We start from the raw sequence: 26,171 nt of genomic DNA, 5'->3' as shown, positions 1-26,171 counted from the left end.
GCAGGAGCACACCGAGACCTTCACGGCCTTCCCCTGGGAGAAGACCGACCGCGCCAGCACCCTGCGGCAGGCCGCCGGTCTGTAGCCTCTTGTCGGAGATTCTCTTGTAAGCCCTGGCTGACGCCAACTGACGGGCCCCGCTGGCAACGCCAGGCGGGGCCCGCTGCTATGGTCAGGGAAGAGCCCGCTGCGAGGTCCCCGCCATGCGTTTCCCATGGCCATGCTGGCTGGTGCTGCTGGTCGGCGCCCTGTCCTTGCCCGCCCTGGCCGAGTGTCCGGGCGGGTCGAGCGAGCGCGTCGCTGCCGAGCTGAACGCCCTGGAGCGACGCCTTGCCACCTGGGACGAGGCCTACTATCGCCGCGGCGAGTCCCTGGTCAGCGATGACATCTACGACCAGGCTCGGGCGCGTCTGGCACTGTGGCGGCGCTGCCAGGGGCTGGCGCCACCCGACCCCCCGGCCGCCTATCCCGCCGGTAGCCTCGCCCATCCCGTGCCCCAGACCGGGCTTGCCAAGCTGGCCGATCGGCCTGCGGTGGCGCGCTGGCTGTCGCGTCGCGATGACGTCTGGGTGCAGCCCAAGATCGACGGCGTGGCGGTGACCCTGGTCTACGAGCGAGGCGACCTGGTGCGGGCCATCAGCCGTGGCGATGGCGTCAGCGGTCAGGACTGGACCCAGCGGGTCCGGAGACTACCGGCCGTGCCACAGCGTCTGCCCGAGCCCCACGATGCGGTGCTGCAGGGCGAGCTCTATTGGCACCTGAGCGATCATCGCCAGGCCGAGGTCGGCGATGCCGGTGCTCGCGGCCGAGTGAGCGGCCTGATGGCGCGTGAGACTCTCGATGAGGACGAGGCCGATAGAATAGGGCTCTTCGTCTGGGACTGGCCCGATGGCCCCGTGAGCATGGCCAGGCGACTTGCGGGGCTGGCGCGGCTGGGTTTTGTCGACACCCGGGAGAGGAGCCTTCCGGTTGCCGGTATGGCCGAGGTGGCGCGCTATCGCGAGGCGCTGTTTCATGAGCCCCAGCCCTTCGCTACCGACGGTGTGGTGCTGCGCCAGGCCTCGCGTCCGCTCGGGGCGGCCTGGCGGGCCGAGCCGCCGGCCTGGGCGGTGGCGTGGAAACATCCCGCGCGGGAGGCGCTGGCCGAGGTGCGCGGCGTGGTCTTTCAGGTGGGACGTACCGGGCAGATTACCCCGGTGCTGCAGCTCTACCCGGTCACCCTGGAAGGGCGCACCATTCGGCGCGTGTCGCTGGGCTCCCTGGCCCGGTGGCAGGCCCATGATATCCGCCCCGGCGATCACGTGGTGATCGCCCTGGCGGGGCTGACGATTCCGCAACTGCAGGGAGTGGCCTGGCAGGCCGAGCAGCGGCAGTCGCTCGTGGCCCCCGACCCCGTCGACTACCACTCCCTGAGCTGCCTGCGCCTGGCGCCCGGCTGCGAGGGACAGTTCCTGGCGCGCCTGGCCTGGCTCTCGGGCCCCGAGGCCCTGGGTCTGTCCGGGGTGGGACCAGGCACCTGGCGGGCGCTGATCCGGGCCGGTGCGGTGTCGGACCTGCTCGACTGGATGCGCCTGGACGCCTCGGACCTCAAGGCGGCCCATGGCATCGGTCCGGTGCGTGCGGCAGAACTGCTGGCCGCCTTCTCGGCAGTGCGGAACCGGCCCTTTCCGCGCTGGCTGCAGGCCCTGGGCGCCCCGCCCGGCGTGGAGACGGCGCTGCCGTCGAACTGGGCGGAGCTGGCGGCACGCTCGGCGGATGAGTGGGTGCGGGAGCCTGGTATCGGACCGGAGCGGGCGGCGGCGCTGGTCGACTTCTTCACACATTACGAGGTGGAGGCGCTGGCGGTTCGTCTCGGCGAGTGGGGGATCGATGGCTTTCCGCGTTGATTGTCGGTCCTTGGGTTCCCCGCCTATAGTGATTATCACGCTTTTCGAACCGGAAGAGGTGATCGCATGAACCAGCCCGCCGTGAGCACGCTCACCCATCAGGACTTCAAGGTGGCCGATATCGCCCTGGCCGACTGGGGGCGTCGCGAGATCCGTATCGCCGAGACCGAGATGCCGGCGCTGATGACGATCCGCGCCAAGTACCGCGACGAGCAGCCCCTGGCGGGCGCGCGCATCGCTGGCTGCATCCACATGACCATCCAGACCGCGGTGCTGATCGAGACGCTCATCGACCTGGGCGCCAGCGTGCGCTGGTCGTCCTGCAACATCTTCTCCACCCAGGACCACGCGGCGGCCGCCATCGCCGCCGCCGGCATTCCGGTGTTCGCCTGGAAGGGCGAGACGGAGGCAGAGTTCTGGTGGTGCATCGAGCAGACCGTGGCAGGCCCCGACGGCTGGACCCCCAACCTGGTGCTCGACGACGGCGGCGACCTGACCGCCCTGCTGCACGACAAGTACCCGGAGCGACTCGATGCTCTCCATGGCATCAGCGAGGAGACCACTACCGGCGTTCACCGGCTGGAGGAGATGCTGCGCGATGGCAGCCTCGGGGTGCCGGCCATCAACGTGAACGACGCCGTCACCAAGTCGAAGAACGACAACAAGTATGGCTGCCGCCATTCGCTTTCCGATGCCATCAAGCGCGGCACCGACCACCTGCTGGCCGGCAAGCAGGCGCTGGTGGTGGGCTATGGCGACGTTGGCAAGGGCTCGGCGGCCTCGCTGCGCCAGGAGGGGATGATCGTCAAGGTGGCCGAGGTCGACCCCATCTGCGCCATGCAGGCCTGTATGGATGGCTTCGAGGTGGTGTCGCCCTACGTGGACGGTATCAACCGCGGCATGGCCAGCATCGATCGGCCGCTGCTCGGCCGGATCGACCTGGTGGTGACCTGTACCGGCAATATTCACGCCTGCGACGCAGCCATGCTCGAGTCGCTCAAGCCGGGGGCGGTGGTGTGCAACATCGGCCACTTCGACAGCGAGATCGACACCGCCCATATGCGTCGCCAGTGGCACTGGGAGGAGGTCAAGCCCCAGGTGCACAAGGTCTACCGCGACAGCCGGCCAGGGGACTTCGATCCGGCCAGTCGCGACTACCTGATCCTGCTCTCCGAGGGGCGATTGGTGAACCTGGGTAACGCCACCGGTCATCCCTCCCGGGTGATGGACGGCTCCTTCGCCAACCAGGTGCTGGCGCAGATCCACCTCTACCAGGGGCGCTTCGCCGACCTGCCCGAGGAGGAGAAGCGCGAGGCGCTGGGACTCACGGTGCTGCCGCGCCACCTGGACGAGGAGGTGGCCCGCTACATGGTGGAGGGTTTCGGCGGGGTGATCACCCGCCTGACCGAGGCCCAGGAGACCTACACTGGCGTGCCGGCCGAGGGCCCCTACAAGCCCGACAGCTACCGCTACTGATTACAGCCCGGCAATACGCATCATCAGCGTCAGGTAGAGCGGGATCAGCAGCGGTGCGGCCAGGGTGGTGGCCAGCACGGCCAGCGCCCCCTTGGCCGGGGCGATGCCGAGCTCCATGGCCACCACCACCACGTTGGCGGCCATGGGCACCACCCCCAGCAGCAGGATGGCCATGGCCAGCTCCGGCGACAGCGGTGCGAGGGCCTGCAGCCCCAGCACCGCGGCCAGCGCCAGCAGCGGCCAGATCACACAGCGCACCGCCACGCAGGCGCCGATGAAGCGGCCGTCCACCTCCCTGAGTGAAACCCGCCCCAGGGTCATGCCGATGATCATCATGCCCAGCAGGGTGTAGGTGGCCGGAAAGACCGCCAGCCCCTCCATGGCCGCCGTCGGCACCGCAAGGCCCAGGCCGCTGACCAGCAGTGCCGCCAGGAAGGCATAGACCAGCGGCAGCCGCAGGATCTTGGCCAGGCTCTCCGCCACCGAGAACTGCCCCCGCGCAGAGAGGTAGAAGCCCACCGTGAACTCGTAGAGGGTGATGCCCAGCACGCAGAACAGGTAGAGGGTCACCCCCTCGGGGGGCAGCAGCACCATGGCCACCGGCAGGCCGAAGTAGCCGGTGTTGCCGGTGCCGGCCGAGAAGGCCAGCAGGGCGCTCTCCTGGGGGGCGAAGGCACGGCGCGTCAGCTGGTGCACGATCACCGCCAGCAGGCTGGCGGTGGCGAAGGTGGCCAGGGTCAGCAGCAGGTAACCGGGCGTGGGACCCCCCAGCACCAGGCCGCGGAAGAAGGTCAGCGGCGCCACCAGGTAGATGAGCAGGGTCGCGATGGGGCGCGGGTCCACGGAGAGGCGGCGGGTAGCCAGCCAGCCCAGCAGGACATAGGCCAGCAGGGTCCACAGCGGGCCCATCAGCGTGGCAGGGTCGAGCGCGGTCATCGTTGCCTCCCTGTCGGTCGTCGGCATCCCTGTCAGAGCGCATCATGCCTGCCGATGGCGTCGCTGTCAGCGGTCCAACATGAATGAAATTGATACAGGCACTCCGGAACTTTCATTGGTCGACGGCGCCGGGGCTCGTCAGAATGGTGGCCAATCACGACTCACGACACAGAGGTGCCATCATGAGTGCGCAGGAACATCCGCTGGGTATCAGCTTCGAGTTCTTCCCCCCCAACACCGAGGTGGGGCGCGAGAAGCTGGCTGGAGTGCGCGATGCCCTGGCCGCTCGTGGCCCGCGCTTCTTCTCGGTGACCTATGGCGCCGGCGGTTCCACCCAGGACCGCACCCTTAACACCGTACGCCAGGTGCGAGAGGCGGGCATTACCACCGCGCCGCATCTCTCCTGCATCGGCAGCGAGAAGCAGCCGCTGCGCGAGCTGCTGGCCCGCTACCGCGAGGAGGGTATCGACAGCCTGGTGGCCCTGCGCGGCGACCTGCCCTCGGGCATGGGCGGCATCGGCGAGCTTCGCTATGCCAACGAGCTGGTGGCGTTCATCCGCGAGGAGACCGGGGACCACTTCGAGATCGCCGTGGCCGCCTATCCGGAGTCCCACCCCCAGGCGCCGAGCCTCGAGCGCGACGTGGAGAACTTCGCCCGCAAGATGAAGGCCGGCGCCAACCTGGCCATCACCCAGTACTTCTTCAACGCCGACGCCTACTTCCACTTCGTCGATCGCGCCCGTGCCCTGGGGGTCGAGGCCCCCATCGTGCCGGGTATCATGCCGATCACCAACTACGCCAAGCTGGCGCGCTTCTCCGACGCCTGCGGTGCCGAGATCCCGCGCTGGATCCGTAAGCAGCTCGATGCCTACGGCGATGACAGCGAATCCATCGCCGCCTTCGGCGAAGACGTCGTCTCGCGGCTCTGCCAGCGCCTTCTGGATGGCGGCGCGCCGGGCCTGCACTTCTACACCCTGAACCAGGCCGAGCCGAGTCTGAAGATCCTCGACAATATCGCCGCCTGAAACGCGCCCCCGGGACGAATAAGGGGCGTCATGACAAAGGCCCCGCATTGGCGGGGCCTTTGTGCTTTTGCGCAAGCGCGGGTGAAGGACAGGCGTCTTCAACCGGAGAAGGCTGACGGTACCTTGCGCTTGTCGCCATGCAACTTGCGCTGCATCACGAACAGCGCCGCGGCGATGGCCAGACCGATGATGTCGGTATAGATGCCACCATAGATCATGAATATCGCTCCAATCAGCATGATGATCCGTGTCCAGACCTTGACTGGCCCGAAGAACCAGGCCTGCACCATGCCCGCCAGCAGCACGATACCCAGGGTGGCGGTGACGCCCACCCGCAGGATCTGCATCCAGGAGCCTTCCATCAGCATGGCCGGGCTGTAGAAGAACATGAAGGGAACGATGAAGGCTGCCAGGCCGATCTTGAACGACGCCACCGAGGTGCCCATGGCATTGGCACCGGAGATGCCCGCCGCCGCATAGGAGGCCAGGGCCACCGGGGGAGTGATCGCCGATACCACGGCAAAATAGAAGACGAAGAAATGCGCCACCAGCGGCTGGACCCCGATGTTGATCAGGCCGGGCGCGACCACCGAGGCCGCCACCGCATAGGCCGCCGTGGTGGGCATCCCCATGCCGAGCAGTATCGAGATACACATGGCGAAAAACAGTGCCAGCAACTGGCTCACGCCCGCCAGCCCGAGCAGCAGCGACGAGAAGCGGGCGCCGACGCCGGTCAGCGAGATGACGCCGACGATCAGGCCGGCGCAGGCGCAGACGGCGATGATCTGGATCGCCATGGTGCCGGCCAGCTGCAGCGCCCTGAGGATCGCCTGGATGCCCATCTTGTGGGGCGAGAACCAGCTCACCACGGCCGCGGAGGCGGTAGCCAGGGTGCCGGCGCGGATCACCGAGTAGCCCATGAACAGGGCGGCGATCAGGATGATGATCGGCGCGAACAGGTAGACCTGCTTGACCAGCTTCGAGAACAGCGGGATCTCGTCCTTGCGCATGCCGCGCATGCCCTTGCGGGCCGCCTCGAAGTCCACCATGCAGTAGACCGAGAGGAAGTAGAGGATGGCGGGAATCAGCGCCGCGACGGCGATCTCGGTGTAGGGAATGCCGGTGATCTCGGCCATGATGAAGGCGCCGGCGCCCATGATCGGCGGCATGATCTGCCCGCCGGTGGAGGCGGCGGCCTCGATGGCCCCGGCGCTCTTGGCCGGATAGCCTACCTTCTTCATCAGCGGTATCGTCAGCGAGCCGGTGGAGACCACGTTGCCGGCGCTGGTGCCATTGATCATGCCCATCAGGCCCGAGGCGAAGATGGAGACCTTGGCGGGGCCGCCACGTGCGCGACCGGCGGCAGCGAAGGCGAAGTTGACGAAGTAGTCGCCCACCTTCGAGGCCTGCAGGAAGGCGGCGAAGATGATGAACAGGATGATGTAGGTCGAGGAGACCGCGGTAGTCGGGCCGAGGATGCCCGCATCGGTGTAGACCTGGCTGAAGAAGCGGTTGAACGACAGGCCCGGATAGCCCAGGAAGCCCGGCAGGTAGGGGCCGAAGAATACGTAGAGCAGGAATATCGCGGAGATCACCACAAGCGCCATGCCGGCCACGCGCCGGGTCAGCTCCAGGATCAGCAGTGAGCCGGCCAGGGCCGCATAGGAGATGCCGATGGGGGCGAAGGAGGTGCCGGTGGAGGCGCGCAGCGGGGTGCCGAAGATCAGGATCAGGTAGCCGGCCACGGCCAGGGCGCTGACCATCAGCACCAGGTCCGGGGGTGAGAGCTTCGACCGGACCTGGCGGTATCCCCAGGAGAGCAGGATCGCGGCGCTGGTGGCAAAGATCAGCGGGTAGCCGTAATGCCAGGCCTCGATGGCGGGGTCGATGCGCATGGCCCCGGCACCGATCATCTGCTGCATCCGGAAGACCTGGAAGAGGGCGTAGCCGGCGGGAATCAGCAGGGCGTAGCTGATCCAGCCGAGCCAGGCCGCCGACTTCTTCACATTGCCCTCGCCGGCGAAGCGGGTGCCGGTGTAGAGGGCGAAGCCCAGGATCAGTGCACCGGCGATGTGCACGATGCGAAATGACCAGGTCTCCATCGGATAGACGTTGAGAGAGATCAGGTGGAAGCTGGAGTAGGCGATGGCCAGGACGGCGAACAGTAGCCATTGCCAGCCGACGTAGAGACGCCGGTTGGACTCGACGATCTCCTCGTCGACGCCCGTGGCGATGGTCTCGGGTGCCTGGTCGATGGCCTCCTCGGACGCCCCGGGACGGGTATCGGGAGAGTTGCTCATGGGTGGTTCACCCTCGGGTGTGAGTCGGGACGGCAAGCATGCCGCCCCGCGCCGGATCGCGACGCGGGGCGGCGTTCACGGTGTCGGCAGGCTTACAGCTTCAGATCGTCGGCGATCTCGTAGCCATTTTCCTCGTACCAGCGAACGGCACCCGGATGGAAGGGCAGCACGGAGTTGTGCACGATGTTCTCCGGGATGGAGGTCTCGGCAGAGCGGTGCACGTTACGCATCTTGTCGTTGTTCTCCATGGTGAGCTTGGTCACCTCGTAGATGAAGCTCTCCGACACGTCGCAGCCGGCGATGGCGAAGTTCCACATGGAGACGGCGCGCGCATCTTCTTCCAGAGTGTTGTAGGTGCTGGCGGGAATCTGGAAGGCCGCGACCGGGAAGGCCTCGAGCACCTGGGCCTGCTCCTCCTCGGTGAACTCGATGATGTTCACGTTGGTCTGCACCTCGAGCTGGCTGACCGCCGGGATCGGGATGCCCGCGGCGAAGGCGATGACGTCAAGCAGGCCGTCCTGCAGTTGGCCGCCCAGGTCGGTCCAGCCGCCGTTGCGGCGCTGGAAGTCGACGCCCAGCTCTTCCAGGATCGCCGGGAAGTAGGTGTCGGAGGTGGAGGCCGACGGACCGAAGCCGATGCGGGCGCCGTCCGGGATCTCGGAGATGCTGGTGATGCCGGAGTTGGAGAGCGCGGTGATCGAGAACGGAGTCTCGTACATCGGGAAGAGCGCGCAGACGTTGTCCATGGGGATGCCGGGAGCCAGCGGGCTCTCGCCGGCGGCGGCCTCGGCGGCGGGGCCCATGGTGGTCAGGCCCAGGGCGATGTCGCCGGTATGCACCAGCGCCAGGTTCTGGGTCGGGCCACCGGTCACTTCGCCACCGCCGGAGACATCCAGTTCGTCGGCGATCAGGTTGGCCCAGCCGGAGCCGTAGACGAAGTAGGTGCCGCCCTGGCTGGCGGTGCCCACGGTGAAGTTGGCCGGCCAGTCGCTGCGGTCGGCCTGGGCCGCGGCAGCGGCGACCAGCAGGGAACCGGCAATGGTGCCGGCGAGGAGCTTGGTGGAGAGATGGCGCATGGCGTGATTCCTGTTGCGGGTTATCGTTGGTGATGCCTGGGCGGGAGCCCGGCAGGTGTCGTATCAGTCTGGCAGCTCTGTCGGAGCCCGCTGATCCCGGACGGGTATTCCATTCAACGTTATCTGTGGCAATCACCGGGCCAAATGTCTGATTTCACCTTTTATATCAGTATTTTGCAAAACGTCCTTTAGACAAAGGTCGAGCTCGAAGAGGCGGCCTTCGTCCGGGAATCCGCACGCGCGGCGGGTCGTGGTGTGTGGATATCCGCACGGCGAGTCTCGCACGGCGTGTCTCGCGCGGCGAGTCTTGCACGGCGTGTCTCGCAGGGGCAGTCACATATGGCCTGTCATGTGCGGCGCTTCAGGGCGTGGTCAGGGCCCCCATCAGACGAGTGGCCTGGTGCAGGTCGTTCATCAGGGTGGAAGCCAGCCAGGGGTCGAGGCGGTGCTGGCGCAGGCGCTCGGCCATGGCCTGCTGCCAGTGCTGGCGCACCTCGTCGATGGGCGAGGTGGTATCCGCCGAGTCGGGCGCGGCGGCCAGCCGGTTGAGGCCCTGGGCCAGGGCCAGGCGGATATCGTCATGGGCCTCACGCAGGGGGCTGGCCGGGGCGGCATGGCGCATCAGGCTGCGCTGCAGCACCTCGCCGAAGCGCACCGCCTCCACCATGCGCAGGGTGCGGGCATAGAGGCGCTCGAGCCTGGCCTGCTGGCCCTCGGTGAGCGGCATGTCGAGCCGCGCGTAGAAGTCGAGGATCTCCGCCATCAGCGGCTTGATCTGCTCATGGTAGCGGGCGTTGACCATGGGCCAGGCGGTGGGGTCGATGTGCGCCTTGACCACCTCCCGGGAGGGCGGGTGGCCGATCACCTCGCCACTGGGCATCAGGATCGCCGAACAGAGCAGGTGATAGGCGCGGCGATTTAGCCGCTGGCACTCCTGCTCCATGGCGGCCAGGGCGGTATCGCCGTGCTGCAGGGCCGTGGTGTTGAGGTACCTGGCCTGAGCGGGGGGAATCCGCGAGGGCTCGGGGAACAATCGCTCGAGTCGTGCGGCGAGACGCGGGATCAGCGGCAGCATCAGGGCGATGCCCAGCAGATTGAAGAGGGTGTGGAACAGCGCCAGCTTCAGCGGCCAGGCGTCCGCCGCCAGGCCGATCAGCTCGGCGAGCTCGTCCACCAGCCAGGCCAGCGGCACCAGCAGCGCCAGCGCTACCGCCGCGGTGGCCAGGTTGAATACCACGTGGGCCCCGGCCAGCCGTCGCGCTGCGGCGCCGGCACCCAGCGCGCCGAGTACCGCGGTGACGGTGGTGCCGACGTTGGCGCCGATGGCGATGGCAAGGGCCGGCAGGTAGGGCAGCTGGCCCCCCGCCAGGGCGGCCAGGGTGATCAGCAGGGTGGCGTGGCTCGACTGCATCACTACCGTGGCCACCACCCCGAACAGCACGAACAGCGGCCAGTGCCAGGCTCTGTCGCCGGCCAGACCCTCCAGGGAGAGGCCGTCCTGCCAGGCCTCGAAGCCCAGCTTCATGAAGTCGATGCCCAGGAACAGCAGGCCGATGCCCAGCAGCACCCCGGCCGCGGCGGCGCGACCGTCCTTGAGCACTCGTGAGCCCAGCAGCCCGAGGGCCAGGAAGGGCATGGCGAACTGGGCGAGATCGAAGCGCAGGCCGAAGGCGGCGATCAGCCAGGCGCCGGTGGTGGTGCCGAGGTTGGCACCGAACAGCAGGGCGATGGCGCCGGGCAGGGCCACGAGGCCGGCGCCGACGAAGGAGAGCGAAAGCAGGGTGACCAGGGAGCTGGACTGCACCAGCGCCGTGGCGGCGGCACCGACGCCGATGGCGCGAGCGGGATGGCGGGTGGCGGTATGCAGCCAGCGGTCCAGGGTGCCGCCGGAGAGGCGCTTGATGGCGTCCTGCAGGTGGGTCATGCCCCACAGGAAGAGTCCCAGGCCGGCGGCCAGGGTGGCAAGGTCAAGGCGTGTCAGCAGCAGGGCGGCGGCGGCTGCCAGCCCCAGCCCCTCGAGCTGGTGGCGCCGCGACAGTAGCGCCGCCACCACTCCCTGGCGGGTCATCTCAACGCGCCTTGGGGTCGAGAATCTTTACTGGCTGGATGTCCTGGCGGGTCTGCTCCTCGCGGGGCTGGTTGACGCGGGTGGTCAGCTCCGGCGCGGCCGCGTCCTCGATGGGCAACTGTTCGAAGAAGTCGCAGCTGACGCACTCACGGTAGCGAATCCCGTTCTGCTCCCAGCTGCGGATGCGGTCCATCTCGGCGCAGCGCGGGCAGATGGCGCCGGCGATAAAGCGTTTCTGGACGGCCATGATGGCTCCTGTCGGGCCCCGGCGTCTGGCCGGGACGGAATGGGTGGGGCGGAACGTGAAGGTCAGGCGACACGGATGCCGCTGTGGCGCAGCAGCGGCTCGACGCTGGGCTCTCGGCCGCGAAAGGCGCGGAACAGCTCGGCGGCATCCCTGGCACCGCCCGGCTCAAGGATCTCGGTGCGAAAGCGCCGCCCGGTCTCGGGGTCGAAGATGCCCGCTTCCTCGAAGGCGCTCCAGGCGTCGGCGGAGAGTACCTCGGCCCACTTGTAGCTGTAGTAGCCCGCCGCATAGCCGCCGGCGAAGATATGGCCGAAGCCGTTCTGGAAGCGGTTGAACGCGGCCCGCGGCACCACCGAGATGGCATCGCGCACCTCGTCCAGCAGCGCCTGGATCTCGGCCGCCGAGGGCGCGGCCAGCTGGTGGTGCAGGCGCAGGTCGAAGATCGAGAACTCCAGCTGGCGCACCATGCCCATGGCGGACTGGAAGTTCTTGGCCGCCTGCAGCTTCTCCAGCAGCTCGCTGGGCAGCGCCTCGCCGCTGTCGACGTGGCCGGCGATCAGGTCGAGGCCTTCGCGCTCCCAGCAGTAGTTCTCCATGAACTGGCTCGGCAGCTCCACGGCGTCCCAGGCCACCCCGTTGATGCCTGAGATGTCGGCGACGGTCTGGCGGGTCAGCATATGGTGCAGGCCATGGCCGAACTCGTGGAACAGGGTGGTGACCTCGTCGTGGGTGAGCAGCGCCGGACGCCCACCCACCGGGCGGGTGAAGTTGCAGGTCAGGTAGGCCACCGGTAGCTGGAGAGCATCGCCCTCCAGGCGGCGCACCCGGCACTCGTCCATCCAGGCGCCGCCGCGCTTGCCCTCGCGGGCGTAGAGGTCCAGGTAGAATCCGGCGATGGGCTCGCCCTGTTCCAGGATGCGGAAGAAGCGCACATCCTGGTGGTAGCGCGGCGCCTCGGTGTCCTCCGCGAAGGTGACGCCGAACAGGCGCTCCACCACCTGGAAGAGGCCATCCACCACCCGGGGGGCGGGAAAGTAGGGGCGCAGCTGCTCCTGGGAGATGGCATGGAGCGCCTCGCGCAGCTTTTCGCTGGCGAAGCCCACGTCCCAGGCAGCGAGCTCGGCCATGTTGAGCTCATCCCGGGCGTAGGTCTCGAGCTCGGCGTATTCCTCCCGGGCCTGGGGCACGGCGCGTCGCGCCAGGTCCTCGAGGAACTCGAGCACCTGAGCCGGGGATTCGGCCATCTTGGTGGCCAGGGAGTAGTCGGCGTAGGTGGCGAAGCCCAGCAGCTCGGCCAGCTCCCGGCGCAGGGCCAGGGTCTCCTCCATGATCGGGGCGTTGTCGTACTGCCCGGCATGGGGGCCCTGGTCGGAGGCGCGGGTGACGAAGGCGGTGTAGACCTCGCGGCGCAGCTCGCGGTCCTCGGCGTAGGTCATCACCGGGAAGAAGCTCGGGAAGTCCAGGGTGATGCGGTAGCCGGCCTGGCCCTTCGCCTCGGCGTTGGCGCGCAGGGCGGCCAACGCACTCGCCGGGAGGCCGGCCAGGCGGGTCTCGTCGGCCAGGTCCAGGTGCCAGGCCTGGGTGGCGTCGAGCAGCTGGTTGGAGAAGGTATTGCCGAGCTCCGAGAGGCGCGCCTTGATCTCGCCGTAGCGCTGCTTCTGCTCTGCGGGCAGGTCGACCCCGGCCAGGCGGAAGTCGCGCAGGGTGTTGTCTACCGTGCGCTGCTGGCCCTCGTCGAGCGTGGTCCAGGCGGGACCCTCCTTCAGGGCCTGCCAGGCACCGAACAGTCCCGCGTGCTGACCCAACCAGGTGCTGTACTCCGAGAGCTTGCCCAGGCAGGCCTGGTAGGCCTCGCGCAGTTCAGGGTTGTTCATGGTGCCGTTGAGATGAGAGACCGGCGACCAGGCCCGGGCCAGGCGGTCATTGAGCGACTCCAGGGGCGCGGCCAGGCTCTCCCAGCTTGGCGCCTCGGCCTCGGCGTGAGCCACCAGTGCCTCGATGGCGGTACGGTTCTCGGCCAGCAGCTCCTCGATGGCCGGCATCACCTGCTCCGGGCGGATATCGGCGAACGGGGGAAGCTCATGGGAGTCGAGCAGCGGGTTGCGGGACATACGCACCTCAGGGGTCAGTGAACAGGGAATCAGGGGCGGGGGGCGAGACATGATACCGGTTAGATGCGGGCGCCGGGCCCGGGTTTCAATGTGCAGCAATTGGCCAGCGGGAAAGGTCCTGCTAGGCTTGCCGCCTTTTGCGATGGCCCGGCGGGAGGCTGACGATGAACGAGACCCTGGAGCGGTGGAGCACGCGGCGCGCCTTCATCCTGGCGGTGACCGGTGCCGCCGTGGGACTGGGCAACATCTGGCGTTTTCCCTACATCACCGGCGAGAACGGCGGCGCCGCCTTCCTGCTGCTGTACATCGCCTTCGTCCTGCTGCTCGGCCTGCCGGTGATGATGGCAGAGATCATGGTCGGCCGCGCGGGCCGGCGCAGCCCGGTACAGTCGCTGGGTCACCTGGCCGCCCAGGCCGGGGCCAGCTCCCGCTGGCGCTGGCTGGGGCTGTTCGGCGCCTTTACGGTGTTCTGCATCCTCTCCTTCTACTCGGTGGTCTCCGGCTGGTCCATCGAGTTTCTGGTCATCTCCATCAACGGGGGCTTCGTCGGTGCCTCTCCCGCCGAGATCGGCGCCGGCTTCGATGCCTTCCTGGCCGATCCCGCCAGGATGATCTTCAACCACACTCTCTTCCTGATCATGACCATGCTGGTGGTGTCCGCCGGGGTGGCCAAGGGGCTGGAGCGCCTCAACAACCTGCTGATGCCGCTGCTCTACCTGCTGCTCTTGCTGCTGGCCGGCTACGCCGCCACCACCGAGGGCTTCGGCCCGGCACTGGCCTGGCTGTTCCTGCCCGACGTCTCGGCGGTGACCCCGCTGGTGGTAATGCACGCCATGGGCCACGCCTTCTTCACCCTGGCGGTGGGCGCCTGTGCGCTGATGGCCTACGGTGCCTACATGCCGGACCACCAGAGCCTGCCGCGAGCCGCCGGCGCTGTGGCGGTGCTCGACGTGACGGTGGCGCTGCTGGCCGGCATCGCCATCTTTTCGGTGGTCTTCGCCCAGGGCATGGACCCGGGTGAGGGGCCGGGGCTGATGTTCGTCACCCTGCCCATCGCCTTCGCCCAACTGCCCTGGGGCGCGCTGTGGCTCAGCATCTTCTTCCTGCTGCTGCTGCTGGCCACCTGGACCTCATCGATCAACCTGGCCGAGCCCATGGTCGCGACCCTTCAGGGCATGGGGCTCAAGCGCGGCCATGCGGCCGCCATCGTGGGGCTCGCCGTCTGGCTGGTGGGCCTGCTCACGGTGCTCTCCTTCTCGACTCTGGCCGAGTGGCGCCCGATGTTCGGCATGAACGCCTTCGAGCTGGTCAGCACCATTCCGCCGGAGATATTCCTGCCCCTGGGGGGCCTGCTGATCGCTATCTTCGCCGCCTGGGTGATGCCCGAGGCGGCGGCGCGGCGGGCGCTGGGCGTGGGGCCCGGGGGCTTTACCCTGTGGCGCGGCCTGGTGCGCTGGGTCGCCATTCCGCTGACGCTGGTAGTATTGGTGGCTGGCCTGGCCTGAACCGACACGAGGAATTCACGATGAGCGAGACGACGTCAATCCGCCCCTGGAAGGGCACCACCCCCACCCTGGGCAAGCGGGTCTATGTGGATCCGGCCAGCCTGGTGCTGGGCGACGTGACCCTGGGCGACGACAGCTCGGTGTGGCCCATGGCGGTGGTGCGCGGCGACATGCACCGCATCCGCATCGGCGCGCGTACCAGCGTGCAGGATGGCAGCGTGCTGCATATCACCCACGCCAGCGACTTCAACCCCGGCGGCTATCCGCTGACCATCGGCGACGACGTCACCATCGGCCACAAGGCGATCCTCCACGGGGCCACCCTGGGCAGCCGCATCCTGGTGGGCATGGGGGCCATCGTCATGGACGGCGCCGTGGTGGAGGACGAGGTGATCATCGCCGCCGGCGCCGTGGTGACCCCGGGCAAGCGCCTGGAGAGCGGCCATGTCTATGCCGGCAACCCGGCCAAGGCGCTGCGCCCGCTCAAGGAGAAGGAGCGTGCCTTCTTCCCCTACACCGCCGGCAACTACGTCCGGCTCAAGGACGACTACCTGGCGGCGATGGAGGAATAATTCCCTAAGCCATTGTTTCCCCAAGCCGTGGCGGCGATAATCTGGAAATTTATCCAGTGCTTATTCCTCCAGTTCATCGAGGGCTCGCCCCGGCATGGCCGATTTCCGCACCCATCTTGGCGTGGCCGCCGCCGGCGGTGCCGTGGTCGCCCATGGCGGCTGGCAGGCGGGCCTGTGGACGGCCTGGGAGGCCCTGCCGATGCTGGCGCTGGTGACCTTCGGCGGCATCCTGCCCGACATCGACGCCGACCGTTCCAGGGCGATCCGACTGATCTTCAACCTGCTGGCGGTGCCCGGGGTGGTGGCCGGCGCCCTGCTGCTGCAGGGGCGACTCGATGCCGGCGGCCTGCTGCTGGCGTGCGGGGCGATCTATCTCGCCGTGCGCTACCTGGCGGGGGCGCTCTTCTCCCGTTTCACCGTGCACCGCGGCCTGTGGCACTCGCTGCTGGCGGCCGCGCTGTGCGGCCTGATCGGCGTGGCGCTCAGCCAGCGGCTCTTCGCCCAGCCCGACACCCTGGCCTGGGCCCACGGGGTGGCGGTGGCGCTGGGCTTCGTCATCCACCTGGCGCTGGACGAGCTCTACAGCGTCGATCTCACCGGCGCTCGCATCAAGCGCTCCTTCGGCACCGCGCTCAAGCCCTTCGACTGGCGCTCCCCGGGCAACTCCCTGGTGATGCTGCTGGCGGCGGTCAACCTGCTGCCCTGGCTGCCGCCACTGGCGCCGCTGTGGACGCTGCTGGCTCAGGGGGCGGCGCTCTGGCGGTAGTCCTCGGCCTTGAGGCCGTACTTCCTGAGCTTGTCATAGAGGGTCTTGCGAGGCAGGCCGAGCTGCTCGGCCACCTCGGTGACCCGGCCGCGCTGCCGCGCCAGGGCCTGGTCGATCAGGCTCTTCTCGAACAGCTCCACCTGCTGGGGCAGCGCCAACTCGCCGGCCTCGCTCTCGGCGCCCTCGAGCAGGGCCTCCAGCCGGTAGTCGAAGGCGGCGCCGAGCAGCACGTAGCGCTCGGCGAGGTTGCGCAGCTCGCGCACGTTGCCGGGCCAGTCGTGGGCCAGCAGGGCCGAGATGCCGGCGGCATCCAGGGGTGGGGCCTCCAGGCCGCTGCGGTTGGCGGCGACCACCGCGAAGTGCTGAAAGAGCAGCGGGATGTCTTCGCGGCGCTCGCGCAGGGGTGGCACCTGCAGGGTCACCACGTTGAGCCGATAGTAGAGGTCCTCGCGGAAGGTCCCGGCCTCGGCGGCGGTCTTGAGGTCCACCTTGGTGGCGGCGATCACACGGATATCCAGCGGCACGGGGACGTTGGAACCGAGGCGCTCCACGCTGCGCTCCTGCAGCACCCGCAGCAGCTTGACCTGCAGGGCGAGCGGCATCGACTCGATCTCGTCGAGGAACACGGTGCCGCCGTTGGCGTACTCGAACTTGCCGATGCGCCGCTCCACGGCGCCGGTGAAGGCCCCCTTCTCGTGGCCGAACAGTTCCGACTCGATGGTGCTCTCCGGCACGGCGCCGCAGTTGATGGCCACGAAGGGACGGCTGGCGCGGCGGCTGCGCTCGTGGATGGCGCGGGCCACCAGGTCCTTGCCGGCGCCGGTCTCGCCGAACACCAGCACGTCGGCGTCGACCTGGCTGATGCGCTGCACCATGGAGGCCAGGCGCTGGATGGCCGGGGTGCGCCCCACCAGGCGTGGACCGAGGGCCGACTGCTGAGCCTCCAGCTCGGCCTTGAGCTCGCGGTTCTCCAGGCTCAGGCGGCGCTTCACCACGCCGCGGCGGACCACTTCCACCAGACGCTCGGCGGCGAAGGGCTTCTCGAGAAAGTCCCAGGCGCCCTCGCGCATCGCCTCCACCGCGGTGGAGATGTCGCCGTGGCCGGTGATCAGGATTACCGGCAGGTCGGGGTCGCGCAGCCGCACCTCGCGCAGCAGCGCCATGCCGTCCATGCCGGGCATGCGGATGTCGCTGACCACCACGCCCGGGAAGTCCGGGGCCAGGGCCACCAGTGCCTCCTCGGCGCTGGCGTAGGGCTCGGGGACATAGCCAGCCAGCTCGAGGGTCTGGCCGGCGGTGATCCTCAGGTGAGGCTCGTCATCGATGATCATTACCGGGATGTCCGCCGGCTCATGCATGGGGGAGAGTCTCCTGATGTGGCTGGGCGCCGGCGCGACGCTGGCCGGTGTCCCGGGGCAGCCGGATGGTGAACAGGGCGCCGCCCTCGGGGCGGTTGGCGGCACTCAGGCTGCCGCCCAGGTCGTCGATGATACGCGAGGAGATGGACAGCCCCAGCCCCAGCCCCTTGCCGGGAGATTTGGTGGTATAGAAGGGCTCGAAGATGCGTTTCAGGTGCTCCTTGGCGATCCCCGGGCCGCTGTCGGCCACGCCCAGCACCACCCGGTCACCCTCCACCTCGACGCTCAGCTCGAGACGCGGGGCGGGGGCGTCGGCCATGGCCTGCAGGGCATTGCCGATCAGGTTGACCAGCACCTGCTCGAGGCGCACCAGGTCGGCGCGCGCCCAGGCCTCCTGCTCGGGCCAGCGGCGGATCACCTCCACGTCGCTTTCGCGCAGCCGGGCCTGGAAGAGGCGCAGGGCGTAGTCAAAGCAGGCGCCGGGGGAGACGGCGGTGAGCGTCTCGCCGCTCTTGCGGGAGAACTGGCGCAGCTGGGCGCTGATCTCCGACATGCGTGCGGTGAGCTCGACGATCTGCTCGAGGTTGAGGTCGACGCTCTCCAGGCGCTGGCGGTCCAGGAAGGTGCGGGCATTCTCGGCATAGGCGCGGATCGCCGCCAGCGGCTGGTTCAGCTCGTGGTTGATGCCGGCGGCCAGTTGGCCGAGCACGGCGAGCTTGGCGGCCTGGATCAGCTCGTCGCGGGTCTGGCGCAGGCTCTCCTCGGCGCGCCGGCGCTCGTCGATCTCGGCGGAGAGGCGGCGATTGGTCTCCACCAGGTCCCGGGTGCGGCGCTCCACGTTGCGCTCCAGCTCGTCGCGGGCGCGGGCCAGGGTCCGGCGCTCGCGCTCGGCGAACTGCTCTCGCTCGCGGCGCAGGCGCAGGCGCTGCCAGCCGATACCACCGCCCAGCAGCAGGATCCCGTAGAGGCCGCCGGCCAGCAGAGCCGACACCCACTGGGCCTGAATCACCGGAGTCACCGACTTGAGGATGTGCATCTGCCAGCCGAACGCCTCCATGGGGCGCGAGACGGCCAGGTAGCGTGGGCCGGCCAGGGGGCCGTCGCTGAAGTTGACCAGGCGGCTGCGCTCGCCGCGGCGTTCGAGCAGTTCGACCCCGGAGTGGGTCAGGGGCTCGTCGGCATAGCGGCGAGTCGCCAGCAGTGCCTGGCGTTCCTCCTCGGAGAGCGGGTGCAGGGAGGTCATGCGCAGCTCGGCCCGGCTGGCCATGAAGATGATGTCGTCCTTGTCGGTGACCAGCAGCTCGGCGTCCTGATCGGCCCAGCTCTCCTCCACCGTGTCGAGCAGCACCTTGACCACCATCACCCCGTCGGGGCTCGAGTCGGGTTGGGTGTCATCCAGCCACACCGGCGAGGAGAAGTAGTAGCCGCGCTCCAGCGACTGCACGCCCAGGCCGTAGAAGCGCCCCTGGCCGCCAGCGATGGCGTCGGTGTAGTAGCTGCGGAAGGCATAGTTCTGGCCGATGAAGGTGTTGGTGCGGTGCCAGTTGCTGGCGGCCAGGGTATCGGCATGGCGGTCGAGCAGGTAGACGTCCGAGACGTCGGCGGTGGCCCGGAAGCGATCCAGCAGCAGGTTGAGCGGCATGGCATCCTGGGAATGGGGCGACGACAGGAAGCGCTGCACCCCCTCCCGGGTGGCGAGCAGCCGCGGCAGGTAGTCGTGTCGGGAGAGGTGGCCGGTCAGACCCTCCGCGGAGAGGCGCAGCTCGTTCTCGGCGTCCTGCTGGAGCGTCTGCAGGGCCTGGTCGCGGGCCACCAGGGCAGCCTGCCACATCACCAGCGCCAGCCCCAGGGGGGCGGCCAGCAGCAGCAGGGTCCGCCAGTGTCTCGAGCGTCTCACGAGGCGTTTTTCCGTCGCCGGGGGGCTGTTGCCTGGGACCGGCGCAGGGCGCGCTGGGCGCGGGTCTCGGCCCGCGCCAGCTCCAGCAGCCCCTCCTCCACGTAGACCAGGTGCTCATGGGCGCGGTCCCGGGCGTCCTCGGCGCGCCCCTCGAGGATGGCGTCCAGCAGCGCGCGGTGCTGTGCCATCAGCACGCCGCGAGAGCCCTTCTTCTCGAACAGGTGGGCCAGGTTGTCGACGATGCTGCGCTCCAGCAGGTGAAAGATGCCGCGGATGGTGTGCAGCAGCAGCACGTTGTGGGCGGCCTCCGCGATGGCCAGGTGAAAGGCGGCATCGGCCTTGGCCTCGCGTGCCGGATCCTTGCCCTGGAAGCAGGCGTCCAGTTCCTCGTAGCGCTTGATCAGCACCGCCCTGTCGGTGGGCGTGGAGCGCAGCGCCGCGTAGTAGGCGGAGATGCCTTCCATGGCGTCGCGGAACTCCAGCAGGTCCAGGTGGAACTCGCCGTGGCGAGAAAGCATCTCAAGGATCGGGTCGCTGTAGCCGCTGGTGAGCGCCTCGGAGATGAAGGTGCCCCCCCCCTGGCGGCTGATCAGCAGTCCGCGGGCCGAGAGCTTCTGGATCGCTTCGCGCAGGGAGGGGCGCGAAACCCCGAACTGCTCGGCCAGCTCCCGCTCCGGTGGCAGCCGCTGTCCTGGCTTGAGGCTGCCTTCCAGGATCATCGCCTCGAGGCGTTCGGTGATCACGTCGGCGAGGCGGGGTTGGCGCAGGGGTTGATAGGCCATGGGAGTCACTCCGGATAGACAGTACTGGTGTCATGGTACGTCAACAAATTGGTAATACCAATATTTCTGGTCCTCCCTCGCGCGGGCAGCGTTAATTTTCTTCCTGTCTTTCAGTAGGTTGTCGATGGCAGTATGACCACACTACCAAAGTATAGCGCCGGGGAGCGGGTAAAAGCGCCGCTCAGGTTTGACACTGTCCTGGCGCCACTCCTAATAATGTGCGCCATCTCTGCGTTGTAAATTGGTATTACCAGTTGTCGCAGCGTCGCCCTTACGCCCTCGAGGATTCTGCCGATGACGCCAGTCAAGTGCTACCCGCCCAGGCCGGAGAAGGTCTACTTCTTTGGTACCTGCCTGATCGATCTCTTCTATCCCGAAGCTGGGCTGGACGGCATTCGCCTGCTGGAGAGAGAGGGTATCGAAGTGCTGTTTCCGCAGGACCAGACCTGTTGCGGTCAGCCGGCCCACACCTCCGGTTACCATGATGAGGCGCGGGCGGTGGCGGCGGCACAGCTCGATCTCTTTCCCGAGCCCTGGCCGATCATTGTGCCCTCCGGCTCCTGCGGAGGCATGATGCGCACGCACTATCCGAAGCTCTTCGCCGGCAGTGCCCTCGAGAAGAAGGCCAGCGAGGTGTCTGGCCGGATCTATGAGCTCACCGAGTTTCTGGTGCATGTCTGCCACCTCAGGCTTGAGGACCGCGGCCAGCCCGAGAAGGTGGCCATGCACACCTCCTGCAGCGCCCGTCGCGAGATGGGCCTGGCAGAGACCGGGCCGTCGCTGCTGGCCCAACTGGGGCAGGTCGAACTGGTCGAGCAGGACCGCGCCGCGGAGTGCTGCGGCTTCGGCGGCACCTTCGCCGTGCGTCACCCGGAGATCTCGGCCGCCATGGTGGAGGACAAGACGCTGGCTATCGAGGCGGCGGGCGCCGAACGCTTCGTGACCACCGATTGCGGCTGCATGATGAACATCGATGGGCGCTTTGCGCACCAGAAGAAGGCCGTGAAGGGCGAGCACATCGCCAGCTACCTGTGGCGGAGAACCTCATGAACGCACAGAATCAGATAGACCAGGCCCATCCGGTCCAAACCTACAGCCCCCGCGAGTTCCATCGCCAGGCCCACGATGCCCTGGGCAACCCGCAGATCCGTGGCAACTTCCGCAAGGCGATGGATGGTCTGATGACCAAGCGTCGCGACAGCTTCGAGGGCTGGGATGTGGAGACCCTTCGCGAGCTGGGTGCCAACATCCGCATGAGAGCGCTGGCGAAGCTGCCCGATCTGCTCGAGCAGCTGGAGGCCAACTGCCAGGCCAACGGTATCCGGGTGCACTGGGCCGAGGACGGCGAGGAGGCGTGTCGGATCATCCGCGAGATCTGCCAGTCCCACGACGCCAAGCTGGTGATCAAGGGCAAGTCCATGGTCTCCGAGGAAATGCATCTCAATGCACACCTCGAGGAGGCGGGCATCGAGGCGCTGGAGTCGGACCTCGGCGAGTACCTGGTGCAGCTCAACGAGCAGACGCCCTCGCACATCATCATGCCGGCGATCCATCTCAATACCGATGAGATCTCCGAGATCATGCATGACAAGACCGGTACCGAGCGGACCCGCGACGTCGACTACATGACCGCGGCGGCCAGGCAGCAGCTGCGCGAGCGCTTCATGGCCGCCGATGTCGGCGTCTCCGGGGTCAACTTCGCGGTGGCCGAGACCGGCACCCTCTGCTTGGTGGAGAACGAGGGCAACGGGCGCATGACCACCACGGTGCCGCCGGTGCATATCGCGGTGACCGGCATCGAGAAGGTGGTAGAACACCTGCGCGATGTGCCACCCCTCTATGCGCTGCTGACCCGCTCGGCCACCGGCCAGCAGGTGACCACCTACTTCAACATGATCAGCTCGCCTAGGAAGGAGGGCGAGCATGACGGGCCGAAGGAAGTGCACCTGGTGCTGGTGGACAGCGGTCGCTCCCGCATTTACCAGGACGATGAACTGCTCGACACCCTGCGCTGCATTCGTTGCGGCGCCTGCATGAACCACTGCCCGGTCTATACACGGGTCGGGGGGCATACCTATGGCACCACCTACCCGGGCCCCATCGGCAGCATCCTCTCCCCGCACATGATGGGGCTGGAGGAGACGAAGGACCTGCCCACGGCGTCGAGCCTGTGTGGCGCCTGCGGCGAGGTCTGTCCGGTGAAGATACCGATTCCCGACCTGCTGGTCCGGCTGCGCCGGGAGGCGGTGGGCGAGGGGCGCGGCAACGTGGCCGGTGCCGGGGTCAAGCGCACCCGCACGGAGGCCGCGGCCTGGAAGGGCTTCCAGTGGATGGCCACCCATCCCGGCGTCTGGCGCAGCGGCACGGCCGTGGTCGGCAAGCTCAGGGCGCTGACGCCGGGGAAGCTGGGTGCGTGGACCGACTACCGGACTGCCCCCAAGCCTGCCGGCAAGACGCTGCATGCGATGATCAAGCAGCACCAGGTCGACAAGTCGAGACTCGACAAGTCCGACAAGGAGCCGCGCTGATGAGTGCCCGCGACGCCATCCTCAAGCGGCTGCGCGAACGCGCCGACGGTTCCCTGAGCGCTCCCGAGAGCGATTTTGCCGTGGTCACGGAGCGCGGCTGGAGCCCCGATGAGCGTCTGGCCCGTTTCGAACGCTGTATCACCTCGGTCCACGGCGAGGTGGTGCATACCAGCCGCGAGGAGTGGAGCGACGCCCTGGTCAGGGTGCTTGCCGACAAGGGCGTTCGCCGGCTGGCGCTGGGCCGCGAGCATCCGGTGGCCGTCGAGGCCCGCCAGGCGCTGGCCGATGCCGATGTGGCACTGGTCGACGTGGATCGTGATATCGAGGCGTGGCAGCGTGAGCAGTTCGAGAGCGTCGATGCCGGGCTGACCTCGATTGGCGGCGCCATCGCCGAGACCGGCAGCCTGTGGCTCTGGCCCACCCCCGACGAGCCGCGTCTGCTCAGCCTGGTGCCGCCGATCCATGTCGCGGTGCTGGATGCCGATACGCTCGAGGATACCTTCTTCGACGTGGTGGAGCGTCACGGTTGGGCGAACGGCATGCCCACCAACGCGCTGCTGATCTCGGGGCCCAGCAAGACCGCCGATATCGAGCAGACCCTGGCCTATGGCGTCCATGGCCCCCGTGAGCTGGTGGTGCTGGTGCGCCATATCGATGCCGACACCGAGGATAGCGAATGACACCCTTGACCCCGACCGTCTGGAACGACCTGAAAACGGCCCTGGCAGAGACGATTCCCGTTGAGCGGCTGATCGATGATCCCCTGCGGACACTGGCCTACGGTACCGATGCCAGCTTCTACCGCTTGATTCCCAAGCTGGTGGTGCGCCCGGAAAGCGAGGAGGAGCTGCAGGCGGTGCTGGCCGAGTGCCGCGTGCGGGGGATACCGGTGACCTTCCGGGCTGCCGGCACCTCGCTCTCCGGCCAGGCGGTGACCGACTCGGTGCTGATTCAGCTCTGGCAAGGCTGGCGGGGGCACGAGATTCTCGACGAGGGGCGCGCGATCCGCCTGCAGACCGGGGTCATCGGCGCTCGGGCCAATACGCTGCTGGCCCCTTATCAGCGCAAGATCGGCCCCGACCCGGCCTCCATCAACAGCTGCATGATCGGTGGCATCGCCGCCAACAACGCCTCCGGCATGTGCTGCGGCACGGCCCAGAACAGCTACCGCACGGTACGGGACATCCGGGTGATCCTGGCCGACGGCACCCTGCTGGACACCGCCGATCCGGCCAGCCGGGAGGCCTTTTGCCGCTCCCATGCCGGGCTGGTAGAGGGGCTGGAGCGTCTATCGGCCGAGACCCTTGCCAACGAAGCGCTGGCGGAGAAGATCCGCCACAAGTATCGGCTCAAGAACACCACCGGCTACGCCCTCAACAGCCTGGTCGATTTCACCGACGGCATCGAGATCCTCAAGCACCTGATGATCGGCTCCGAGGGTACGCTGGGTTTCATCAGCACCATTACCTACGACACCGTGGTCGACGAGCCCGAGAAGGCTGCTGCCCTGGCCTTCTTTCCCGACATGGCTACCACCTGCCGCGCGACCATTGCCCTCAAGCAGGCGCCTGTTTCTGCCGTCGAGCTGATGGATCGCGCCGCACTGCGTTCGGTACAGGACAAGCCGGGCATGCCCGAGACCCTGCGCACCCTGCCAGGCGGGGCAGCGGCGCTGCTCATCGATGTGCGTGGCAACGACGATGCCGAACTCGAGGCGCGCATGCAGGTGGTGCAGGAGACCCTCGAGGGCATCCAGACCCTGGAGCCGGTCGCCTTCACCCGCGAAGCCAGCACCTATGAGTTGTACTGGAAGATCCGCAAGGGGCTCTTCCCGGCGGTGGGTGCCGTCCGTGAGACCGGTACCACGGTGATCATCGAGGACGTGGCCTTTCCTATCGAGCGGCTCGACGCGGGCGTGCTGGCGCTGACCGAAGCCTTCAGGCGGCACGGCTACCAGGAGGCCATCCTGTTTGGCCATGCCCTGGAGGGCAACCTGCACTTCGTCTTTCCCCAGGGCTTCGAGAAGCCCGGCGAGGTCGAGCGCTATCAGGGGCTCATGGACGAGGTCGCCCAGCTGGTCGGCGTCGAGTACGGCGGCTCGCTCAAGGCCGAACATGGCACCGGGCGCAACATGGCGCCCTACGTGGAGCTGGAGTGGGGGGCAGACGCCTACGCCCTGATGTGGGAAATCAAGGCGCTGTTCGACCCCGAGAATCTGCTCAACCCCGAGGTGATCCTCAGCCGCAATCCCACCCTGCATCTGGAGAATCTCAAGCCGATGCCGGCGGCCAATGAGATCATCGACAAGTGCATCGAGTGCGGTTTCTGCGAGGACATCTGCCCCTCCAGGGACCTTACCCTGACCCCGCGTCAGCGGATTGTGGTCACGCGAGAGCTCGCCCGGCTCGAGGGTCTGGGGAGTCAGCGTAGCGCCGAGGACGATGTCCGCCTGGAAAGCATGCGGCAAGGGTATCGCTATGCCGGTGACGAAACATGCGCCGGAGATGGTCTCTGCTCCACCCAGTGTCCGGTGGGTATCAACACGGGAGATCTCACTCGTGAGCTGCGCAATGACAGGGTGGCCAATAAGGCAGGCGTCGTTCGCTACATCGGACGACACTTCTCTGGCGCCACGCGGACGGCTCGCGGAGCCCTGATGGTCGTTGGCGCCGCGAATCGCGTCCTCGGCGATGGCGTGATGGGCAAGGTCAGTCAGGGGGCGCGACGTCTCAGCGGTGACCGTCTGCCCGAGTGGACGCCGGCGTTGCCCAAGGCAACGCCGATTCGACTGCTCAAGAGCTCAACTCTCCATGACGGCCGGCGTGACAAGGTGGTGTACCTTCCCAGCTGCGCCACACGCATATTCGGTGCCTCTCGAGATGATGCGGAGACGCGCTCGGTGATGGAGATCACCCTCGCGGTGCTCGACAAGGCCGGCTTCGAGGTGATCATCCCCGAGATGGTCGGTCACCTTTGCTGCGGGATGGCCTTCAACTCAAAGGGTCAGTTCGAGGAGGCTGCCCACAAGGCGCGAGAGGTCAATCGCGAGTTGCTGGTGGCGAGTCAGAATGGCCGCTATCCGGTGCTGATCGATACCAGTCCCTGCGTGCATCACCTGAAGTCGCGTCTCGACGAGCGTCTACAGGTCAGCGAGCCGGTGGCCTTCGCCCACGATCACCTGTTGCCGAGGCTCGAGATCGCCGCGCTGGACGAACGGGTTGCGGTGCATGTGACCTGCTCGAGCGTTCATATGGGGGTCGGTGACAAGATGGTAGCGCTTGCCAGGGCCTGTGCCCGCGAGGTGGTGGTGCCCGCGGAAATCAGCTGCTGTGGCTTTGCCGGAGACAAGGGATTCAATACACCCGAGCTCAACGCCTCGGCCCTGGAGGGGCTGGCCGAGCAGGTGGCAGACTGCAGTGCCGGTTATTCCAACTCGCGCACCTGCGAGATCGGTCTGGGTCAGCACGGTGGAATCCCGTACCGCTCCATCCTCTCCCTGCTGGATCGGGCGAGCCGCCCCGTCTCGGCCTGAGCTCGTCCTCAGGGGCGGGCGGCAGGCTGCTGTCGCCTTCCCTTAGGTCATCCTGTCATGGCCCTGAAACTTTTTTACACGAGGGTCTTGCGGGGTGGCGGGGAAA

The 26,171-nt window shown here is 67.7% G+C and carries 19 protein-coding genes; 10 read left to right on the top strand and 9 right to left on the bottom strand.

The window, feature by feature from the left end; genetic code table 11:
• Window positions 1-203: 203 nt before the first annotated feature.
• Both ligB and ahcY read left to right on the top strand, forming a co-directional pair.
• The gene (ligB, locus tag IBX53_RS06525; protein WP_290906981.1) at window positions 204-1,886 is read left to right on the top strand and encodes an NAD-dependent DNA ligase LigB; all 1,683 of its coding nucleotides are present in this window, start codon (window positions 204-206) and stop codon (window positions 1,884-1,886) included.
• Window positions 1,887-1,952: 66 nt separating this feature from the next.
• Complete coding sequence (gene ahcY / locus IBX53_RS06520) at window positions 1,953-3,362, top strand: adenosylhomocysteinase (protein ID WP_290906978.1); 1,410 nt, start codon at window positions 1,953-1,955, stop codon at window positions 3,360-3,362.
• On the opposite strand, the gene IBX53_RS06515 is transcribed toward ahcY, so the two are convergent.
• Complete coding sequence (locus tag IBX53_RS06515; RefSeq protein WP_290906976.1) at window positions 3,363-4,298, bottom strand: AEC family transporter; 936 nt, start codon at window positions 4,296-4,298, stop codon at window positions 3,363-3,365.
• Between the two features lie 182 nt (window positions 4,299-4,480).
• Here IBX53_RS06515 and metF point away from each other — a divergent pair, with 182 nt between their 5' ends.
• Window positions 4,481-5,323, top strand: coding sequence for a methylenetetrahydrofolate reductase [NAD(P)H] (metF, locus tag IBX53_RS06510; RefSeq protein WP_290906974.1), 843 nt, complete (start codon window positions 4,481-4,483; stop codon window positions 5,321-5,323).
• 98 nt (window positions 5,324-5,421) lie between these two features.
• Here the strand turns inward: metF and IBX53_RS06505 are convergent, their stop codons facing one another.
• The 5 genes from IBX53_RS06505 to prlC form a co-directional block, all read right to left on the bottom strand.
• On the bottom strand, window positions 5,422-7,623 hold the full coding sequence (locus IBX53_RS06505) for a TRAP transporter permease (RefSeq protein WP_290906972.1): 2,202 nt from the start codon (window positions 7,621-7,623) through the stop codon (window positions 5,422-5,424).
• A 92-nt stretch (window positions 7,624-7,715) separates the two neighbouring features.
• Entirely contained in the window at window positions 7,716-8,699 is a 984-nt protein-coding gene (locus tag IBX53_RS06500; RefSeq protein WP_290906969.1) for a TAXI family TRAP transporter solute-binding subunit, read from the bottom strand.
• 361 nt (window positions 8,700-9,060) lie between these two features.
• Window positions 9,061-10,767, bottom strand: a complete 1,707-nt coding sequence (locus tag IBX53_RS06495; protein ID WP_290906967.1) for a Na/Pi symporter — start codon at window positions 10,765-10,767, stop codon at window positions 9,061-9,063.
• Window position 10,768: 1 nt separating this feature from the next.
• Window positions 10,769-11,014 (bottom strand): YheV family putative zinc ribbon protein, encoded by a 246-nt coding sequence (locus IBX53_RS06490; RefSeq protein ID WP_290906965.1) that lies wholly within the window; start codon window positions 11,012-11,014, stop codon window positions 10,769-10,771.
• A gap of 62 nt (window positions 11,015-11,076) precedes the next feature.
• Entirely contained in the window at window positions 11,077-13,125 is a 2,049-nt protein-coding gene (gene prlC / locus IBX53_RS06485; protein ID WP_290906963.1) for an oligopeptidase A, read from the bottom strand.
• A 164-nt stretch (window positions 13,126-13,289) separates the two neighbouring features.
• On the opposite strand from prlC, the gene IBX53_RS06480 reads away from it, so the two are divergent.
• The 3 genes from IBX53_RS06480 to IBX53_RS06470 all read left to right on the top strand — a co-directional run bounded on the left by IBX53_RS06480 (window position 13,290) and on the right by IBX53_RS06470 (window position 15,968).
• Window positions 13,290-14,630 (top strand): sodium-dependent transporter, encoded by a 1,341-nt coding sequence (locus tag IBX53_RS06480; protein ID WP_290906961.1) that lies wholly within the window; start codon window positions 13,290-13,292, stop codon window positions 14,628-14,630.
• Between the two features lie 20 nt (window positions 14,631-14,650).
• Complete coding sequence (locus IBX53_RS06475; protein WP_290906958.1) at window positions 14,651-15,202, top strand: gamma carbonic anhydrase family protein; 552 nt, start codon at window positions 14,651-14,653, stop codon at window positions 15,200-15,202.
• A 94-nt stretch (window positions 15,203-15,296) separates the two neighbouring features.
• Complete coding sequence (locus IBX53_RS06470; protein ID WP_290906956.1) at window positions 15,297-15,968, top strand: metal-dependent hydrolase; 672 nt, start codon at window positions 15,297-15,299, stop codon at window positions 15,966-15,968.
• Here IBX53_RS06470 and IBX53_RS06465 read toward each other — a convergent pair.
• Genes IBX53_RS06465 through IBX53_RS06455 form a run of 3 tightly spaced genes read right to left on the bottom strand, consistent with a single transcriptional unit; the run spans window position 15,944 to window position 20,005 of the window.
• Entirely contained in the window at window positions 15,944-17,326 is a 1,383-nt protein-coding gene (locus IBX53_RS06465) for a sigma-54 dependent transcriptional regulator (protein WP_290906955.1), read from the bottom strand. The genes IBX53_RS06470 and IBX53_RS06465 overlap by 25 nt on opposite strands.
• Entirely contained in the window at window positions 17,319-19,223 is a 1,905-nt protein-coding gene (locus IBX53_RS06460) for an ATP-binding protein (protein ID WP_290906953.1), read from the bottom strand. The genes IBX53_RS06465 and IBX53_RS06460 overlap by 8 nt, the downstream gene beginning before the upstream one ends.
• Window positions 19,220-20,005 carry a GntR family transcriptional regulator gene (locus IBX53_RS06455; protein WP_290906951.1) on the bottom strand — a complete coding sequence of 262 codons (786 nt, stop codon included), beginning with the start codon at window positions 20,003-20,005 and terminating at the stop codon, window positions 19,220-19,222. Before IBX53_RS06455 ends, IBX53_RS06460 begins: the two co-directional genes overlap by 4 nt.
• 294 nt (window positions 20,006-20,299) lie before the next feature.
• On the opposite strand from IBX53_RS06455, the gene IBX53_RS06450 reads away from it, so the two are divergent.
• The 4 genes from IBX53_RS06450 to IBX53_RS06435 are packed head-to-tail and all read left to right on the top strand — an operon-like array spanning window position 20,300 to window position 26,065.
• Window positions 20,300-21,055, top strand: coding sequence for a (Fe-S)-binding protein (locus tag IBX53_RS06450; RefSeq protein ID WP_290906949.1), 756 nt, complete (start codon window positions 20,300-20,302; stop codon window positions 21,053-21,055).
• A complete protein-coding gene (locus tag IBX53_RS06445; protein WP_290906947.1) occupies window positions 21,052-22,533 on the top strand; it encodes a LutB/LldF family L-lactate oxidation iron-sulfur protein in 1,482 nt (493 codons plus the stop codon). The genes IBX53_RS06450 and IBX53_RS06445 overlap by 4 nt, the downstream gene beginning before the upstream one ends.
• Complete coding sequence (locus tag IBX53_RS06440) at window positions 22,533-23,213, top strand: lactate utilization protein C (RefSeq protein ID WP_290906945.1); 681 nt, start codon at window positions 22,533-22,535, stop codon at window positions 23,211-23,213. Before IBX53_RS06445 ends, IBX53_RS06440 begins: the two co-directional genes overlap by 1 nt.
• Window positions 23,210-26,065, top strand: coding sequence for an FAD-binding and (Fe-S)-binding domain-containing protein (locus IBX53_RS06435; protein ID WP_290906943.1), 2,856 nt, complete (start codon window positions 23,210-23,212; stop codon window positions 26,063-26,065). Before IBX53_RS06440 ends, IBX53_RS06435 begins: the two co-directional genes overlap by 4 nt.
• Window positions 26,066-26,171: the final 106 nt, after the last annotated feature.

The organism is Halomonas sp. (assembly GCF_014859505.1).
Taxonomy (GTDB): Bacteria; Pseudomonadota; Gammaproteobacteria; order Pseudomonadales; family Halomonadaceae; genus Halomonas.
Note: the sequence above shows the minus strand (reverse complement) of the source record. Positions and strands in the feature narration are given on the sequence as shown.

Bases quoted from the DNA above. Each gene is read 5' to 3' on its own strand.
- ligB (WP_290906981.1), top strand. From the start codon at position 204: ATGCGTTTCCCATGGCCATGCTGGCTGGTGCTGCTGGTCGGCGCCCTG.
- ahcY (WP_290906978.1), top strand. From the start codon at position 1,953: ATGAACCAGCCCGCCGTGAGCACGCTCACCCATCAGGACTTCAAGGTG.
- IBX53_RS06515 (WP_290906976.1), bottom strand. From the start codon at position 4,298: ATGACCGCGCTCGACCCTGCCACGCTGATGGGCCCGCTGTGGACCCTG.
- metF (WP_290906974.1), top strand. From the start codon at position 4,481: ATGAGTGCGCAGGAACATCCGCTGGGTATCAGCTTCGAGTTCTTCCCC.
- IBX53_RS06505 (WP_290906972.1), bottom strand. From the start codon at position 7,623: ATGAGCAACTCTCCCGATACCCGTCCCGGGGCGTCCGAGGAGGCCATC.
- IBX53_RS06500 (WP_290906969.1), bottom strand. From the start codon at position 8,699: ATGCGCCATCTCTCCACCAAGCTCCTCGCCGGCACCATTGCCGGTTCC.
- IBX53_RS06495 (WP_290906967.1), bottom strand. From the start codon at position 10,767: ATGACCCGCCAGGGAGTGGTGGCGGCGCTACTGTCGCGGCGCCACCAG.
- IBX53_RS06490 (WP_290906965.1), bottom strand. From the start codon at position 11,014: ATGGCCGTCCAGAAACGCTTTATCGCCGGCGCCATCTGCCCGCGCTGC.
- prlC (WP_290906963.1), bottom strand. From the start codon at position 13,125: ATGTCCCGCAACCCGCTGCTCGACTCCCATGAGCTTCCCCCGTTCGCC.
- IBX53_RS06480 (WP_290906961.1), top strand. From the start codon at position 13,290: ATGAACGAGACCCTGGAGCGGTGGAGCACGCGGCGCGCCTTCATCCTG.
- IBX53_RS06475 (WP_290906958.1), top strand. From the start codon at position 14,651: ATGAGCGAGACGACGTCAATCCGCCCCTGGAAGGGCACCACCCCCACC.
- IBX53_RS06470 (WP_290906956.1), top strand. From the start codon at position 15,297: ATGGCCGATTTCCGCACCCATCTTGGCGTGGCCGCCGCCGGCGGTGCC.
- IBX53_RS06465 (WP_290906955.1), bottom strand. From the start codon at position 17,326: ATGCATGAGCCGGCGGACATCCCGGTAATGATCATCGATGACGAGCCT.
- IBX53_RS06455 (WP_290906951.1), bottom strand. From the start codon at position 20,005: ATGGCCTATCAACCCCTGCGCCAACCCCGCCTCGCCGACGTGATCACC.
- IBX53_RS06450 (WP_290906949.1), top strand. From the start codon at position 20,300: ATGACGCCAGTCAAGTGCTACCCGCCCAGGCCGGAGAAGGTCTACTTC.
- IBX53_RS06445 (WP_290906947.1), top strand. From the start codon at position 21,052: ATGAACGCACAGAATCAGATAGACCAGGCCCATCCGGTCCAAACCTAC.
- IBX53_RS06440 (WP_290906945.1), top strand. From the start codon at position 22,533: ATGAGTGCCCGCGACGCCATCCTCAAGCGGCTGCGCGAACGCGCCGAC.
- IBX53_RS06435 (WP_290906943.1), top strand. From the start codon at position 23,210: ATGACACCCTTGACCCCGACCGTCTGGAACGACCTGAAAACGGCCCTG.